Annotated in this window: 14 protein-coding genes; 9 read left to right on the top strand and 5 right to left on the bottom strand. The window is 70.3% G+C overall.

The window, feature by feature from the left end; all coding sequences use genetic code 11:
* Window positions 1–522: 522 nt before the first annotated feature.
* Window positions 523–1,053 (top strand): flavoprotein, encoded by a 531-nt coding sequence (locus AB0I88_RS39395; protein WP_361037070.1) that lies wholly within the window; start codon window positions 523–525, stop codon window positions 1,051–1,053.
* Complete coding sequence (locus tag AB0I88_RS39390) at window positions 1,050–2,408, top strand: hypothetical protein (RefSeq protein ID WP_361037068.1); 1,359 nt, start codon at window positions 1,050–1,052, stop codon at window positions 2,406–2,408. The genes AB0I88_RS39395 and AB0I88_RS39390 overlap by 4 nt, the downstream gene beginning before the upstream one ends.
* 219 nt (window positions 2,409–2,627) lie before the next feature.
* Here the strand turns inward: AB0I88_RS39390 and AB0I88_RS39385 are convergent, their stop codons facing one another.
* A complete protein-coding gene (locus AB0I88_RS39385; protein ID WP_361037066.1) occupies window positions 2,628–3,086 on the bottom strand; it encodes a diadenosine tetraphosphate hydrolase in 459 nt (152 codons plus the stop codon).
* Window positions 3,087–3,232: 146 nt separating this feature from the next.
* Here AB0I88_RS39385 and AB0I88_RS39380 point away from each other — a divergent pair, with 146 nt between their 5' ends.
* Complete coding sequence (locus AB0I88_RS39380; RefSeq protein WP_361037064.1) at window positions 3,233–5,305, top strand: L-lactate permease; 2,073 nt, start codon at window positions 3,233–3,235, stop codon at window positions 5,303–5,305.
* 81 nt (window positions 5,306–5,386) lie between these two features.
* On the top strand, window positions 5,387–5,575 hold the full coding sequence (locus AB0I88_RS39375; RefSeq protein WP_361037062.1) for a hypothetical protein: 189 nt from the start codon (window positions 5,387–5,389) through the stop codon (window positions 5,573–5,575).
* Here AB0I88_RS39375 and AB0I88_RS39370 read toward each other — a convergent pair.
* Window positions 5,532–5,996 carry an AraC family transcriptional regulator gene (locus AB0I88_RS39370; protein WP_361037060.1) on the bottom strand — a complete coding sequence of 155 codons (465 nt, stop codon included), beginning with the start codon at window positions 5,994–5,996 and terminating at the stop codon, window positions 5,532–5,534. The genes AB0I88_RS39375 and AB0I88_RS39370 overlap by 44 nt on opposite strands.
* Here AB0I88_RS39370 and AB0I88_RS39365 point away from each other — a divergent pair.
* Entirely contained in the window at window positions 5,986–6,354 is a 369-nt protein-coding gene (locus AB0I88_RS39365) for a DUF2000 domain-containing protein (RefSeq protein ID WP_361037058.1), read from the top strand. The genes AB0I88_RS39370 and AB0I88_RS39365 overlap by 11 nt on opposite strands.
* Here AB0I88_RS39365 and AB0I88_RS39360 read toward each other — a convergent pair.
* Window positions 6,329–7,297 (bottom strand): nitroreductase, encoded by a 969-nt coding sequence (locus AB0I88_RS39360; RefSeq protein WP_361037056.1) that lies wholly within the window; start codon window positions 7,295–7,297, stop codon window positions 6,329–6,331. The two genes, AB0I88_RS39365 and AB0I88_RS39360, sit on opposite strands and share 26 nt — an antisense overlap.
* Before the next feature lie 79 nt (window positions 7,298–7,376).
* On the opposite strand from AB0I88_RS39360, the gene AB0I88_RS39355 reads away from it, so the two are divergent.
* Window positions 7,377–7,916 (top strand): VanZ family protein, encoded by a 540-nt coding sequence (locus AB0I88_RS39355; protein WP_361037054.1) that lies wholly within the window; start codon window positions 7,377–7,379, stop codon window positions 7,914–7,916.
* Here AB0I88_RS39355 and AB0I88_RS39350 read toward each other — a convergent pair.
* Together AB0I88_RS39350 and AB0I88_RS39345 are read right to left on the bottom strand one after the other, a co-directional pair.
* Window positions 7,847–8,488: a hypothetical protein gene (locus AB0I88_RS39350; RefSeq protein WP_361037051.1), complete on the bottom strand. Its 642-nt coding sequence runs from the start codon at window positions 8,486–8,488 to the stop codon at window positions 7,847–7,849. The two genes, AB0I88_RS39355 and AB0I88_RS39350, sit on opposite strands and share 70 nt — an antisense overlap.
* A gap of 155 nt (window positions 8,489–8,643) precedes the next feature.
* Window positions 8,644–9,858: an ROK family protein gene (locus AB0I88_RS39345; protein ID WP_361037049.1), complete on the bottom strand. Its 1,215-nt coding sequence runs from the start codon at window positions 9,856–9,858 to the stop codon at window positions 8,644–8,646.
* 271 nt (window positions 9,859–10,129) lie between these two features.
* On the opposite strand from AB0I88_RS39345, the gene chvE reads away from it, so the two are divergent.
* The 3 genes from chvE (at window position 10,130) to mmsB (ending at window position 14,096) form a co-directional block, all read left to right on the top strand.
* Complete coding sequence (gene chvE, locus AB0I88_RS39340; RefSeq protein ID WP_361037047.1) at window positions 10,130–11,239, top strand: multiple monosaccharide ABC transporter substrate-binding protein; 1,110 nt, start codon at window positions 10,130–10,132, stop codon at window positions 11,237–11,239.
* A gap of 77 nt (window positions 11,240–11,316) precedes the next feature.
* Window positions 11,317–12,870: a multiple monosaccharide ABC transporter ATP-binding protein gene (mmsA, locus tag AB0I88_RS39335; protein ID WP_361037045.1), complete on the top strand. Its 1,554-nt coding sequence runs from the start codon at window positions 11,317–11,319 to the stop codon at window positions 12,868–12,870.
* A complete protein-coding gene (mmsB, locus tag AB0I88_RS39330) occupies window positions 12,867–14,096 on the top strand; it encodes a multiple monosaccharide ABC transporter permease (protein ID WP_361037043.1) in 1,230 nt (409 codons plus the stop codon). The genes mmsA and mmsB overlap by 4 nt, the downstream gene beginning before the upstream one ends.
* The last annotated feature ends 176 nt before the right edge of the window (window positions 14,097–14,272 follow it).

The following is a 14,272-nucleotide window of genomic DNA, read 5'->3' as shown; positions in this document are numbered from 1 at the left end:
GTCTTGCCCAGCGACGAGCACACCATTCAAACAATGCCGTCCACATGCGCAACCGCCGCAACGGACGGATCTTCACCGGACTTCGACCGCCGACCGCCGACCGCCGACCGCCGTCCACCGACCGCCGACCGCCGACCGCCGTCCACCGACCGCCGTCGCCGACCGCCGACCGCCGTCCACCGTCCACCGACCGCCGTCGCCGTCGGCGGTCATCGAATCCCTGATCCAGGTCCGGTCTCCGCTACCCGGCACCCGTGTCGTGAGGCCTGGCAAAGCAGGGCCGGACCGGACATGCGCTGGTAGCGAGCCTTTACTGATGAGCCGGCAGGGTCAGCACCCATGACCAGCCGGTCAAGATCAGGCAAATCTGGACAGTCCTTCCGAGGCGGCCCCCACGGCCGGCCGACTGTCGGGCGTGTTGAGGCCGTGCTGACGGCCCGACCAGTGGTCTGGGCGCCGGCATGACCGACTTCCTCGCCCGCCTGGTCGACGTGTTCCGTGCCAGGTGGTACCAATTCGATCATGACTGACGACGGTCGGACTCTGTACGTGATCGTCTCCGCGGCCGGTGTCGCCGCCGACGTGGGGCGCCTGATCACGCTCGCCCAGCGGGACGGGTGGACGGTCCAGGTGATCGCCACCCCGTCGGCGCTGGCGTTCATCGACGCCGAGGCCCTGGAGGCGCAGACCGGCCGCCCGGTCCGAAGCCGCTACCGCGCGCCCGGCGACCCGCGCCCGCCCCGGGCGAACGCCATCATCGCCGCCCCGGCCACCTTCAACACGATCAACAAGTTCGCGCAGGGCCACGCCGACAACTACGCCCTGGGGCTGCTCGCCGAGGCCCCCGGCCTGGGCATCCCGGTGGTGGTCCTGCCGTGTGTGCAGACCGCGCTCGCGTCCCGTGTCCCGTTCCGTGCCAGCGTCGGCCAGCTTCGTGCCGAGGGTGTCCGCGTCCTGTTCGGCCCCGGCGAGTTCGAACCCCACGAACCCGGAGCCCTCGGCGAGTTCCCCTGGAGTCTGGCCGTCGAGGCGCTGCGTGAGCAGACGGCGTGAATCTTCCCCGGGAGCTGGCCGTGGCTCTCGCCGACCACGGCTTCCTCGACGAGCTGCGACGCGAGGCGGCGGCCGGTGACTACCACTGCGCCGACGCGCTTGCCGCCCGTGTCGGGATCGGCGAGGCCCTGGCGCTGTACCGGCCGTTCGCGGAGACCGGCCGGTGGGAACCGAACGCCCGGATCGCCGACCGCCTCGCCGCCGACGGGAACCTCGACGCGGCGATCACGGTCGTCCGCCCGATCGCGGAATCCGGCGACCCGGCCGCGATCGAGAGACTCGCCTTCCTGCTCGCCGACGCGGGCCGGATCGATGAGGCGCTCGACATCGTCCGCCGCAGGCCGGAGAACGAATACTCGGGCGCGGTCAACCGGGTGGCCCGGCTGCTGGCCGAGCAGAACCGGACCGCTGAGGCGATCGACCTACTCCTGCCGCGTGTCGCCCGTTACCGGCACACCCGGAAGCTGGTGGAGATCACTGCGGGCGGAGAGTGGGACGAGACGGTCATCGCGGCCCTACGGCCGCTGACCGGGCCGGGAGCCCTCGCGGCCTGGGGATGCGGCGAGGCACGTGCCGACACGTCCTTCGCGGTCGAGTCGCTGTCCGAGGTTCTTCAACGGCAGGGGCGTACGGACGAAGCGATCGCGGTGCTGCGAGACGCCTGCGCCGAGCAGGGATATCACCTCGTCAACCACGTGGAGAAGCTCGCCGACCTGCTGGCCCGGCACGATCCGGACGGGCTGCGCGAGCTCGCCGCCGGGGAGGGAGGGTGGACAGCAGCCCAGCGGCTGGCGGTCCACCTCGAGGAGCAGGGCCGCGTCGACGAGGCCGTGGAGGTTCTCCGGCGGCGGGGCCTGGTGGGACAGCTGGGTGAACTCCTCGCCCGGCACGGTCGCGCCGACGAGGCGATCGAGGTGCTCCGCCCGGGCGGAGTCAATGGCGCCGACCACCTGCCGGTGCTGTGCCGGCTGCTCGCCGACCAGGACCGTTTCGACGAGGCCCTCGCCATCGTCGACGCGCTGCTCGAACGTACCGGCGGTGCCGGCCACGACCTCATCGGGCAGCGGCTGTCGATGCTCTCGGCACACGGACGGCGCGCACAGGCCATCGCGGAGACGCCGACCGACGACTGGTTCGCCCGCTCATGGGTCGCCGAGATGATGGTGGAGGAGGGACGGCTCGACGACGCGGTCGAGCTGCTCCGGCCACACCGGAGAGACGAGGGTGAGGGCCTCGCGCTGGCCTGCCTGCTGATCCGGCAGGGCCGCGCCGAGGAGGCGATCGCCGTGGCCCGCGTCCGCGAATGCTCCGAACCGCCCCGATACGATCCGCGATTCTCCGACCCACCGTTCTGACGCCGGACCGGCGTGGGCGGGCGCACCCGCCCCCGTCGTTTCTGATGTTGGGCCGGCGCCCGCAGCTATCCGCCGTTCTCGCGTCGGCCGCGATCCGCCGTTCTGGCTGCGATCCGCCGTTCTGGCTGCGATCCGCCGTTCTGGCGGCGGGTCGCCAAGGGGCGGCGGGTCGCCAAGAGGCGGAGGGTCGCCAAGAGGCGGAGGGTCGCCGGGCGGCCCTCAGCGGAGGTGGCGCAGGATCGCCGCGCGGAGCGGGTCGTGCTGGGGGCCGAGTGCGGTCGCCGGGTCCGACCATCGGGCGGCGGGGTGGAGCCAGACCGGGCGGCCGACGATGTCCGGGGGCTCCCACTCGTAGCGGGGCCAGATGTGGGCGTGCAGGTACGGGTCGGTGTTGCCGAGAATCTCCAGGTTGATGCGCCGGAAAGCCGGGTCGAGCCCGGCGCAGGCGCGTTCCACCGCTTCGCCGAGGCGCTCCATGCTGTCAAGGAAGGCGAGCCGCTCCGGCCGCGCCAGGTCGGAGAGACGTTCCACCCTCGGGTTGTCGGTGAGCAGCACGCAGTAGCCGGGCAGCCATTGCACGTCGCCGATCACCGCGAAGCCGCCGGGCAGCCGGGTGAGGACGGCCGGGTTCTCACCGCGCAGCGCCGATCCGATCCGGTCTTTCCGCCAATCGTCCACCCCATAAGGCTAGCCTCCTAGGACGGCGTAGGGGAGGTGGGTGGCATTGCGCTGCCCGTTCCGGGCTTCGTGGGCTGACGCCCGCACCGCTGTTGCGGTTCGCCGGGAGGGGACTAGATTGCGGCTAAGGTGATCGATGACCCTGGATGGCTGTCATGTTCGAACAGTTCCAGATCGTGACTGACCCGGTGGCCGACTCCGTCGCGCTGTCCGCGATCTTCGCGGCTCTTCCGCTGTTGACGCTGTTCGTGCTGCTCGGTGTGCTGCGCATGCGCGCCTGGCTGGCCGGGCTCATCTCGCTCGGGGTGTCGCTCGTGGTGGCCGTCGCCGTCTATTCGATGCCGGCCGGGCAGGCGCTGCTGTCGGCGACGGAGGGGGCGGCGTTCGGGTTCTTCCCGATCCTGTGGATCGTCATCAACGCGATCTGGGTCTACAACCTGACCGTGGTCAGCGGGCACTTCGACGTGCTGCGCCGGTCGATGGAGCGGGTCAGCCCCGACATGCGGATCCAGGCGATCATCGTGGCGTTCTGTTTCGGGGCGTTGCTGGAGGCGCTGGCCGGGTTCGGCACACCGGTGGCGGTGACCGTGGTGATGCTGATGGCGCTCGGGTTCCGGCCGTTGCGGGCCGCCGCGGTGGCGCTGATCGCGAACACGGCGCCGGTCGCCTACGGGGCGCTGGCCACCCCGATCGTCACGCTCGGCACGGTGACGTCCGGTGCGGTGGCCGACCCGCGGCTGAACACCGACACGCTCGGCGCCATGGTCGGCCGGCAGACCCCGATCCTCGCGGTCGTCGTACCGCTGGTGCTGGTGGCCGTGGTCGACGGGCGCCGTGGTGTCCGGCAGACCTGGCCGGCCGCGATCGTCGCGGGGGTGACGTTCGGTGTCGGGCAGTTCATCGCCTCGAACTACATCTCGGTGCCGCTCACCGACATCGTGGCGGCGCTGGTGTCGGCGGCCGCGGTGGTGCTTCTGCTGCGGGTGTGGCGGCCGTCGGAGTCGCCGGACCTGCATGCCGACGCCTCGGAGGGCGGCCCGGATCGCCTGGGCTCGAAGAAGACGACCGGTGTGCCCGCGCGCGGATCAACCGACGACCCGGCCGGCGGCGGGCACACCACGGCCGGCGCGGGTGAAGAAGAGACGCCACCGGGCGGCGCTGGGGCGACGGCCGCAGCGGGTGGCGAAGTGGCGCCGCCTGGCGGTACACGCGTGCCTGCCGGCGCGGGTGCCGAGGTGGCGCCGCCGGGTGATGCGGGTGCCGAGGTGGCGCCGCCGGGTGATGCGCGGTTGCCTGCCGGCGCGGGTGCCGAGGTGGCGCCGCCGGGCGGTACGCGGGTGCCTGCCGGCGCGGGTGGCGAAGCGGCGCCACCTGGCGGTACGAGGGCGCCTGCCGGTGGTGGAGGAGCCCCGGCGGGCGGGGCGCGGGTGCCTGCCGGGGCGGTGACGGCGACGGAGGTGCGGCGGGATCCGCCGGGTGAGGTGCTGCGGGCCTACGCCCCCTACCTGATCATTATTGCGATCTTCTCGATCGCGAACCTGGGCCCGGTCAAGGAGGCGCTGTCCGAGGAGCCGTGGACGGTCGTCTTCCCGTGGCCGGGTCTGGATGTGCTGGGTGCGAACGGCGAGCCGCTGGCGTCGACGAACTTCACGTTCGGGTGGCTGCCGGCGGCCGGGACGCTGATGATTCTGGCGGGGGTCCTGACGGCGCTGGTGTTGCGGATCCGGCCGGGTGCGGCGGTGCGGGCCTACGGGCGTACGTATGTGGAGCTCAGGCATGCGATCGTGACGGTGATGGCGGTGCTGGCTCTCGCGTACGTCTTGAATCAGTCGGGCCAGACCGCGACGTTGGGTGAGTTCTTCGCGCAGGCGGGCGTGGTGTTCGTGTTCCTGTCGTCGATCCTGGGGTGGATCGGTGTGGCGGTGACGGGTTCGGACACGTCGTCGAATGCGCTGTTCGGGGCGTTGCAGGTGCAGACGGCGGTGCAGGCGGGCCTGGATCCGGTGCTGCTGGCGGCGGCGAACTCGTCCGGTGGCGTGCTCGGGAAGATGATCAGTCCGCAGAACCTGGCGATCGCGGCGTCGGCGGTGGGGATGGCGGGCAAGGAGGGCGACATCTTCCGGCGGGTGGTCGGCTGGAGTCTGGTGCTGTTGCTGTTCATGTGTGTGCTGGTGACGCTGCAGGGCACCCCGGTGCTCGACTGGATGGTGCCGAGATAGGGATTGGATGGTGCCGGGATAGAGCGTGAGTGGGAGTGGCGGCAGGCCGGTCTGAGGCAGTTTCAGCCGGTCAGGTGCCGGGTGGTGGAGCATCGGGGCCGGTTCGGCGTGGATGTGGAGATCATCGATCCGGTGGCCGGCTTTCCGGCGTTCATCGATTTCGTGTTGCTGCCGGGGGCCGGTTTCCCGCCGGTGGGCGCGGAGCTGGACGCGGTGACGGTCGACTTCATGCCGTGGGGCGAGTTGCGGCTGGACGCCAAGAATCGGTGAACCGGCCGGGGCTGACGCCGAGGATGCGTTTGAAGTGCCGGTTCAGGTGGGGCTGGTCGTGGAAGCCGCTGTCGGCGGCGACGGCGCGCAGTGGCCGCCCGGTGAGGATGAGGCGGCGGGCCAGGTCGACGCGGCGGGAGATCAGGTACTGGTGCGGTGACATGCCGAACTCGGCACGGAACGAGCGGACCAGGTGTGCCGGGTCGAAGTGCAGGACGTCGGCGGCGGTGCGCAGAGGCAGTCCGTCGACGATGTGTTCCTCGAGCAGGTCGCGCAGGGCGTGCGCGGCGGCGCGGCTGTTCGGCCGGCCTTCGGCCGGATCCCCGAGGTGGGTGCGCAGGCGGGCGAGGGCGAGGGCGAGCAGGCCGTCGGCGGCTGGCTCTTCTCCGGGGGTACGGAGGAGGCGGTGTATGTGTGACACCGCCCGGTGCAGGTCGCGGTCGGCGATGGTGGGGGTGTCGACGGTGGTCCCGGAGGTGGTCGGTGAGCCGTACGCGGACGCCGACGGGGTGGGCTATCCGCCGATGTTCCGCCAGCCGGTGCTGGTGTTCCAGGGCGGCAAGGAGGTGCTGGCGGCGGCGCACGGGCGGGCGCTGTCGCGCGACGGGGTGGTGATGTCGGTGTTCACGTCGGATCTGTTCGCGACGGGGCACGACGCGGCGAACCGGGCGGCGGTCCGCGCGGTGCGAACCGCCGATCTGGATCTGGTGGGCCTGGCCGTGTACGGGCCGCGGAACGGGGTGGACCGGATCGTCAAGGGTGCGTCGATGCATCCGTGAAGCCGTAGTGGGTGGTTTCCGTCTCCGGCCGTCGTGGTGCGGCCGGGGGCGGTCCGTCTTCGACCGGGTAGCCGAGGCGGACGACCAGGTAGGGGTGGCCGGTGGTGCCGATCAGGGTGGCGAGGATGGAGCGGGGCCAGGGTGCTTCGACGAGTTCGCTCATCGGGGAGCAGGCGACGCCGCGGACGGTGGCGGTGAGCAGCAGGGCGGAGAGGGCTTCGCCGGCCCGCAGCCAGTCGGCGGGGTCGTCGCTGTGCAGGACGACGTAGCGGGCGCCGATGTCGGCGGCGTCGCTGGAGACGGTGAAGCCGGCGGCGAGGTCGGGGGCGAAGTCGCGCAGGGGGACGCGGCGCAGGGTGCCGGCGGCGGTGGTGGCGGCCGGTACGCCGTCGCCCGAGCTGTCCGGGCGGTGGGTCCATTCGCTGACTTCGGCGCGGACCTCGGGGCGGTGGGCGGCGTCGGAGGCGGCCCGGGAGGTGGCGGCGGCGAGCAGGGGCAGCTCGTCGCGGCGTACCGGGCGAAGTTTGAGGCCTTGCGCGGCGACGGCTTTGCGCAGGTCGGCGATGATCTCGTCGCCGGGGGATTGGGAGCCGAAGGCCCGCCGGTCGGTGCGCCGGTGGTTGATGGCGGCGGCGAGGTCGGCGTGGCGGGGTGTGGCGGGTCCCCCGAGGGTGAGGCGGGCGACGGGGTCGGTTCCGCGTTCGACGGTGACCTGCCAGCCTTGCGCCTGGATGGCGACGGTCGCGTGGTGCAGGGCGGCGCCGCAGCTGAGCAGCATCAGGTGGTGGTCGGGGTCGAGGTACGGCAGTGCCCGGGTGGTGTCGAGGCGCAGTTCGGCGGTGTGCCGGCCGATGTGCCATTGCCAGGGCTGGGTGTTGAGGATCGACGGCGCGTGCCGGGCCAGGCGCGCGGCGTGTGCGAGGACTGCCGTACGGGACGTCATGGTCTCAGGGTGGGCCTTCCGGTGTGGTGGGGGCAGGGCCGTTGGTCCCGTCCGCATTTCGTGTCGCCGGTGTGCCGTGGTGGCGCTCACGGTGCTGGGGCTGCCGGTGGCGGCGCTGGTGGTGTGGGTGCTGGCGCGGCGGGGACGGGCGTGGCCGACGGCGCTGGCCGAGGTGGGCGTGGTCTACGGGACGGTGCCGGGGGTGTGGATGATCATGCTGCCGGGCAGCCGGGCCGGTTCGGTGCCCGGGCGGGTGAGCCTGGTGCCGCTGCGGGATTTGGTGACGATCTTCGGGGGCCCGGCGGTCACGGTGTCCGTGCAGGTGGTGGCGAATCTGCTGGTGTTCGCGGCGTTCGGGTTCTTCGGGCCGTTGCGGTTCGCGGCGTTGCGGTCGGTGCCGCGGGTGCTGGTGATCGCGGCGGTCTGGTCGGCGTCGCTGGAGGCCGCCCAGTACGTGTTGCGCCTGGACCGGGTGTCGTCGGTGGACGACGTGCTGCTCAACGCGGCCGGGGCCGGGCTGGCCGCGATGCTGTCCCGGCGCTGGTGGGCTCACAGTGACGCGAGCCAGGGGTGGCCGGGATGGACCCGGGTCAGCAGGGCGGACAGGGTGTCGCGTTGAGCACGGGCGAGCAGTGGCCGGGTGCGGTCGAAGTCGGCCTGGTCCTTGGGGCGGGTGTGTTTGGCCTTGAACAGCAGGACGAGATCGGGGCGCAGGTAGGGGATGCCGTCGGCGGTGTGCTGGATGATCTCGGGGTAGGGCAGGCGGATCGTGCTGTCGCGGCGGCAGATCCATGTCGGTCCGTCGTGCGGTTCGCGGAAGACGTCGATGAGGTAGTCGCCGGTCGCCGGGTCGCGGAACCAGGTCTGGTGGGTGGCGGCGAGGGCTTGCGGTGACGCCGATTCCCAGATGCGGGCGTCGCCGACTGCGTCGGCGGCCAGTCCGGCGAACCGTGCCCGGATCTCCGGGAAGCGGGCGGCCGGCACGCCGATCTCGATGTCGTGGTGGTCGCGGGTCTGCTCGCCCTGGAACAGGTCCAGTGCCCAGCCTGCCGCGACATACCACGGCGTGGCGGCCCCGGCCAGGCGGTGGGCCACCTCGGCGGGTGTCCAGCAGCGGGCCCAGCGGGCTTCGAGGGCGGGGAGCTCGCCGGGCGGGACGTTGATCGCGCCGTCGGGTGGTTCGCCGTTCACCCGTCGACCGTACCGGCGGTTCTCGGTCGCCGGGCCACCGATCTGCGCCCGGCGGGCGCGGCACGGGCGTGCGCGGGCAGGTGATCGCGTGGCACGGGCGGGACGGTCCCGGTTTCGGCGGGGGCGGCGTACGCCGTACCGGAAATGGGGTTGATCTAGCGGTTGAGCCAGCGCAGAGGGTCGCTGAGGATGTCGTGGATGACGGAGCGGGCGGCGCCGATGGCGGGGGCTTCGGGGCCGTAGGCGGCGACTTCGACGGTGGGGCGGGCCCAGGGGGCGCCGAGGAACTGGGTGGCGACCTCGCGTTCGACTTCGGGGGCGATCCAGGGGGCGAGGTCGCGGTAGATGCCGCCGAGCACGACGTGGCCGAGGTCGAGCAGGTTGAGGCAGCCGGCGAGGGTGGCGCCGAGGACTTCGCCGGCGCGGGTGAGCGCGGCCAGGGTGGCGGGGTCGCCGGTGCGGGCGCGGTCGGCGATGAGTGCGACGGTGGGGCGTACGCCGAGGCTGGTGCCGGGGTCGGAGCTGACGCCGGCGGCGCGCAGGATCGCTTCCTGGCCGGCGTAACGCTCCAGGCAGCCGCGGCGCCCGCAGGGGCAGGCGGGGCCGTCGCGGTCGACGGTGAGGTGGCCGATCTCGCCGGACCAGCCGTGGGTGCCGCGGTAGAGGCGGCCGTCGAGGACGATGCCGGCGCCGACGCCGATCTGGCCGCTCACGTAGAGGTAGCTGGCGCGGTCGTGCAGCAGCGTGGCTTCGGAGAGGGCGGCGAAGTTGGCTTCGTTGTCGAGCAGGCCGTGGACGTCGCCGGGCAGGACCTCGGTGACGTCGAGGTCGCGCCAGCCGAGGTTGGGGGCGAGGGTGACGGTGGCGCGGGTGCGGTCGACGATGCCGGGGACGGCGACGGCGCTGCCGGAGAGGGTGAGGCCGCTGGTCGCGGCGGCGGTGCGGGCGGTGTGGGCGAGGGTGGCGATCCGGTGCCGGATGCCGGTGTTGGTGTGTCCGCGCTGGTCTTCGGCGACGACGTGTTTGTAGCGGACGGCGCCGGTGAGGTCGACGACGCAGACGGCGGTGTAGTCGACGTTGACGTCGACGCCGAGTCCGGCGGGGCCGTCGTCGCGCAGGGCGAGGGCGGTGCCGGGGCGGCCGGCGCGGTTGCGGGTGGTGGCGCCGGTCTCTTTCACCAGACCGCCGTTGATCAGCTCGTCGATGAGGCTGGAGGCTGTGGACCGGTTGAGGCCGGTGCGGGCCGCGATGCCGGCCCGGGAGATCTGCCCGGAGGCTTCGGCGACGTGGCGCAGCGCCAGTGACAGGTGGGCGGCGCGTGGGTTGACCGCGGATGTGTCGTGACGGTGGCGGACGGTTCCGGCATGCATCGCGGTTCCTCTCACGCGTCGTGCAGACACCATAGCGGTCCGTGTACTCAACTACCCCACGCAATTATGTATCCAGGCGCAACAAATGCGATGGTCACCCAGGGTGAGGACCAACGGCCCTTAAGCACCCATTTCTCACGGAGAGTGTTACGCAGCCGTTACGGACCCCCACGTGAAAGTCCTTCTCCGGACCCGTATGTTGTGCCCAGCAACAAATCGAAGCTTCGGCGGCCCGCTGATTTCACGGGCCCGATAGAAAGGAGACGACGAGGTGTCCAAGAACTTCCGGGTCCTCGCGTCCGTCGCCCTCGCCGCCTCGCTGGCCGCGACCTCCGCTTGCAGCAACACCCGTGACGAGGAGGCCTCGTCCTCCTCCGCCTCGAACCTGATCGGCATCGCGATGCCGCAGAAGAGCCTCGAGCGCTGGAACAAGGACGGGTCGCACCTCGACAAGATCCTGAAGGACGCCGGCTACGAGACCTCGCTGCAGCACGCCGACAGCGTCGAGCAGCAGATTACTCAGATCCAGAACATGATCAACCAGAACCCGAAGGTTCTGGTCGTCGCCTCCATCGACGGCACCGCGCTGGCCCCGGCGCTGGAGAAGGCCGCCGAGAAGAAGGTCAAGGTCATCGCCTACGACCGGCTGATCAACTCGACGCCGAACGTCGACTACTACGCGACGTTCGACAACTACCAGGTCGGCAAGCTCCAGGGCGAGTTCATCGTCGAGAAGCTGGGCCTCAAGGACGGCAAGGGCCCGTTCAACCTGGAGCCCTTCGCCGGCTCGGCCGACGACAACAACGCCAAGTTCTTCTTCTCCGGCGCCTGGGACGTGCTCAAGCCGTACGTCGAGAGCGGCAAGCTCGTCGTCCCGTCCGGCAAGAAGCCGGCCAGCAACGAAGAGTGGACCAAGGTTTCGATCCAGGGCTGGAAGACCGAGACCGCGCAGTCCGAGATGGACAACCGCCTGAACTCGTTCTACACCGGCGGCAAGAAGGTCAACGTCATCCTCTCCCCGAACGACTCGCTCGCCCTGGGCATCGCGCAGTCGCTGGAGTCCAAGGGCTACAAGCCGGGCGCGGACTACCCGATCATCACCGGTCAGGACGCCGACCTGGCGAACACCAAGAACATCCTCGCCGACAAGCAGGCGATGACCGTCTGGAAGGACACCCGCAGCCTGGGTGACCAGGTCGCCAAGATGATCGACGCCATCGTCAAGGGCGGCACCGTCGAGACCAACGACACCGAGACCTACAACAACGGTGTCAAGGTCGTCCCGTCGTACCTGCTCCCGCCGGTCGTCGTCACCAAGGCCGACGTCAAGACCAAGCTGGTCGACTCCGGCTTCTACACCGCCGACAAGCTCGGCCTGTAAGTCGCGTATCCGGCCAGGCCTGCGTTCCCGGAAGGCCTGGCCGGTCCTTCTCCGACCTAGAGCAAGCGAGTTGTGCGATGGCCAACGACACCACCCCGATCCTGGAGATGCGGGGGATCACCAAGACCTTCCCGGGCGTCAAGGCGCTCTCGGACGTCACCCTCAGCGTCGCCCGCGGGGAGGTCCACGCCATTTGCGGTGAGAACGGCGCGGGCAAGTCCACCCTGATGAAGGTGCTGTCGGGTGTGTACCCGTACGGCAGCTACGAAGGTGACATCGTCTACGAAGGCGAGACCTGCAAGTTCAAGACGACCCGCGACTCCGAGGAGCGCGGCATCGTCATCATCCACCAGGAGCTGGCGCTCAGCCCCTACCTGTCGATCGCCGAGAACATCTTCCTCGGCAACGAACGGGCCAAGGGCGGCGTCATCAACTGGGCCCAGACCAACAAGCAGGCCGCCGACCTGCTGGCCCGGGTCGGGCTGGACGAATCCCCCGATACCAAGATCCAGGACATCGGGGTCGGCAAGCAGCAGCTCGTGGAGATCGCCAAGGCGCTGTCCAAGCGGGTGAAGCTGCTCATCCTCGACGAGCCCACCGCGGCGCTCAACGACGAGGACTCCGCCCACCTGCTGGACCTGATCCGTCAGCTCCGGGACCAGGGGATCACGGCGATCATCATCTCGCACAAGCTCAACGAGATCGCCGCGATCGCCGACAGCACGACGATCATCCGCGACGGTCAGAGCATCGAGACCCTCGACATGCACGGCGCCGAGCCGGTCTCCGAGGAGCGCATCATCCGCTCCATGGTGGGCCGCTCGCTGGAGAACCGGTACCCGGCGCACACCCCGAACATCGGCGAGGAGGTGCTGCGGATCGAGGACTGGACCGTGCACCACCCCACCGACCACAGCCGGATCATCGTCGAGAACGCCGCTCTTAGCGTGCGCAGCGGCGAGATCGTCGGCATCGCCGGGCTGATGGGCGCCGGCCGCACCGAACTGGCGATGAGCGTCTTCGGCCGCAGCTACGGCTCCAACATCAACGGCAAGCTGTTCCTGCACGGCAAGCAGGTGTCGATCAAGACCGTCGACGCGGCCATCGACCACGGCATCGCCTACGCCACCGAGGACCGCAAGCACTACGGCCTCAACCTGATCGACGACATCAAGCGCAACACCTCGGCCGCGCAGCTCAAGCGCATCACCAAGGGCGGCGTGGTCGACGCCGGCCGCGAGACCGTGATGGCCGAGCAGTTCCGCAAGGACATGAAGACCAAGGCCAACAGCGTGGACGTGGTCGTCGGCAAGCTGTCCGGCGGCAACCAGCAGAAGGTCGTCCTCGCCAAGTGGCTCTTCGCCCAGCCCGAGGTGCTGATCCTCGACGAGCCCACCCGCGGCATCGACGTCGGCGCCAAGTACGAGATCTACGAGATCATCAACAAGCTCGCGGACTCCGGTAAAGCCGTCATCGTGATCTCCTCGGAGCTGCCCGAGCTGCTCGGCATCTGCGACCGGATCTACGCGATGAGCCAGGGCCGGATCACCGGGCAACTTCCCCGCGCCGAGGCCAGCCAGGAGAGCCTCATGCGCTACATGACCATGGAGAAGAGCGGAGCAACGCGGTGAGCGCCACCACCACGCTCGAGCAGCCGAAGGCACAGCCCGAGCCCCCTAAGAAGAACGACGGTGGGTCGCTCAAGGCCTACCTGGGTCAGAACATCCAGCAGTACGGCATGATCGCGGCGCTGCTCGTGATCGTCGCGATCTTCCAGGTCACGACCGACGGGCTGATGCTCAACCCGGACAACATCGCCGCGCTGATCCAGCAGAACGCGTACGTGTTCATCCTGACCATCGGCATGGTCATGGTCATCGTGGCCGGGCACATCGACCTGTCGGTCGGCTCCGTGGTCGCGTTCGTCGGCGGCATCTGCGCCGTCCTGATCACCGACTTCGAGCTGTCGTGGCCGGTCGCGGTCGCCGTCTCCATCCTGATCGGTGGCCTGGTCGGCTGCTGGCAGGGCTTCTGGGTCGCCTACGCCGGCATCCCCGCCTTCATCGTCACCCTCGGCGGCATGCTGCTGTTCCGCGGCCTGGCCATCGTCGTGCTCGACACGACCGTCGCCGGCCTCCCGGCCGGCTTCAACGACATCAGCAACGGCTCGCTGCCCGCGGCGCTGGGTTACCTCGGCAACCTCGACGGCATCACCGTCTTCATCGGTGTCTTCGCCGTCGTCGGCCTGTCGCTCGCCCAGCTGCGGACCCGCCGTGAGCTGACCAAGCTGGAACTGCACACCGAGCCGTTCGCCGCTTTCGTCGGCAAGCTGGTCCTGTCGGCCGTCGCCATCGGCGCCATCACCTACCTGCTGGCGTCCAGCGCCGGCGGCACCCCGATCGTGCTGATCATCGTCGGCCTGCTGGTGCTGGTCTACACGTTCCTGATGAACAACACGATCTTCGGCCGGCACATCTACGCGATGGGCGGCAACCTGCCCGCCGCCATGCTCAGCGGTGTGAAGACCAAGCGGGTCAACTTCCTGATCTTCGTGAACATGGGCCTGCTCGCCGGTGTCGCCGCGGTCGTCACCACCTCCCGGGCCGGTGCCGGCATCGCCGCCGCCGGTACCAACTACGAGCTGGACGCCATCGCCGCGGCCTTCATCGGCGGAACCTCCGTCAACGGTGGCATCGGCAAGATCACCGGCGCGATCATCGGTGCCCTGATCATGGGCGTGCTCAACATGGGCCTGTCCATCATGGGCACCGACCCCGCCTACCAGCAGGTGATCAAGGGCCTCGTCCTGATCGCCGCCGTCGCGCTCGACATCCAGAACAAGCGCCGCGGCAAGTAGAGACCTTTCTGGGGGTTGCGGCGCCGACCGGTGGACAGACCGGGCGGCGCCGCTCTCTGCTTTTCGTCACCGTACCGGCCCAGGCATCGGCTGGACGTTCCCGCCGTCGTGCTCAGGCCGCCAGCGGCGTGCCGGGAAACCCGTGTGTGGAGTTGGGGCGCGAATCGCGCCCCAAC

The organism is Actinoplanes sp. NPDC049802 (assembly GCF_040656595.1).
Classification (GTDB): Bacteria; Actinomycetota; Actinomycetes; order Mycobacteriales; family Micromonosporaceae; genus Actinoplanes.
Note: the sequence above shows the minus strand (reverse complement) of the source record. Positions and strands in the feature narration are given on the sequence as shown.

Excerpts from the sequence above, each read along its gene's own strand:
- AB0I88_RS39395 (WP_361037070.1), top strand. The coding sequence starts at position 523 with ATGACTGACGACGGTCGGACTCTGTACGTGATCGTCTCCGCGGCCGGT.
- AB0I88_RS39380 (WP_361037064.1), top strand. The coding sequence starts at position 3,233 with ATGGCTGTCATGTTCGAACAGTTCCAGATCGTGACTGACCCGGTGGCC.
- AB0I88_RS39365 (WP_361037058.1), top strand. The coding sequence starts at position 5,986 with ATGTGTGACACCGCCCGGTGCAGGTCGCGGTCGGCGATGGTGGGGGTG.
- AB0I88_RS39360 (WP_361037056.1), bottom strand. The coding sequence starts at position 7,297 with ATGACGTCCCGTACGGCAGTCCTCGCACACGCCGCGCGCCTGGCCCGG.
- AB0I88_RS39345 (WP_361037049.1), bottom strand. The coding sequence starts at position 9,858 with ATGCATGCCGGAACCGTCCGCCACCGTCACGACACATCCGCGGTCAAC.
- mmsA (WP_361037045.1), top strand. The coding sequence starts at position 11,317 with ATGGCCAACGACACCACCCCGATCCTGGAGATGCGGGGGATCACCAAG.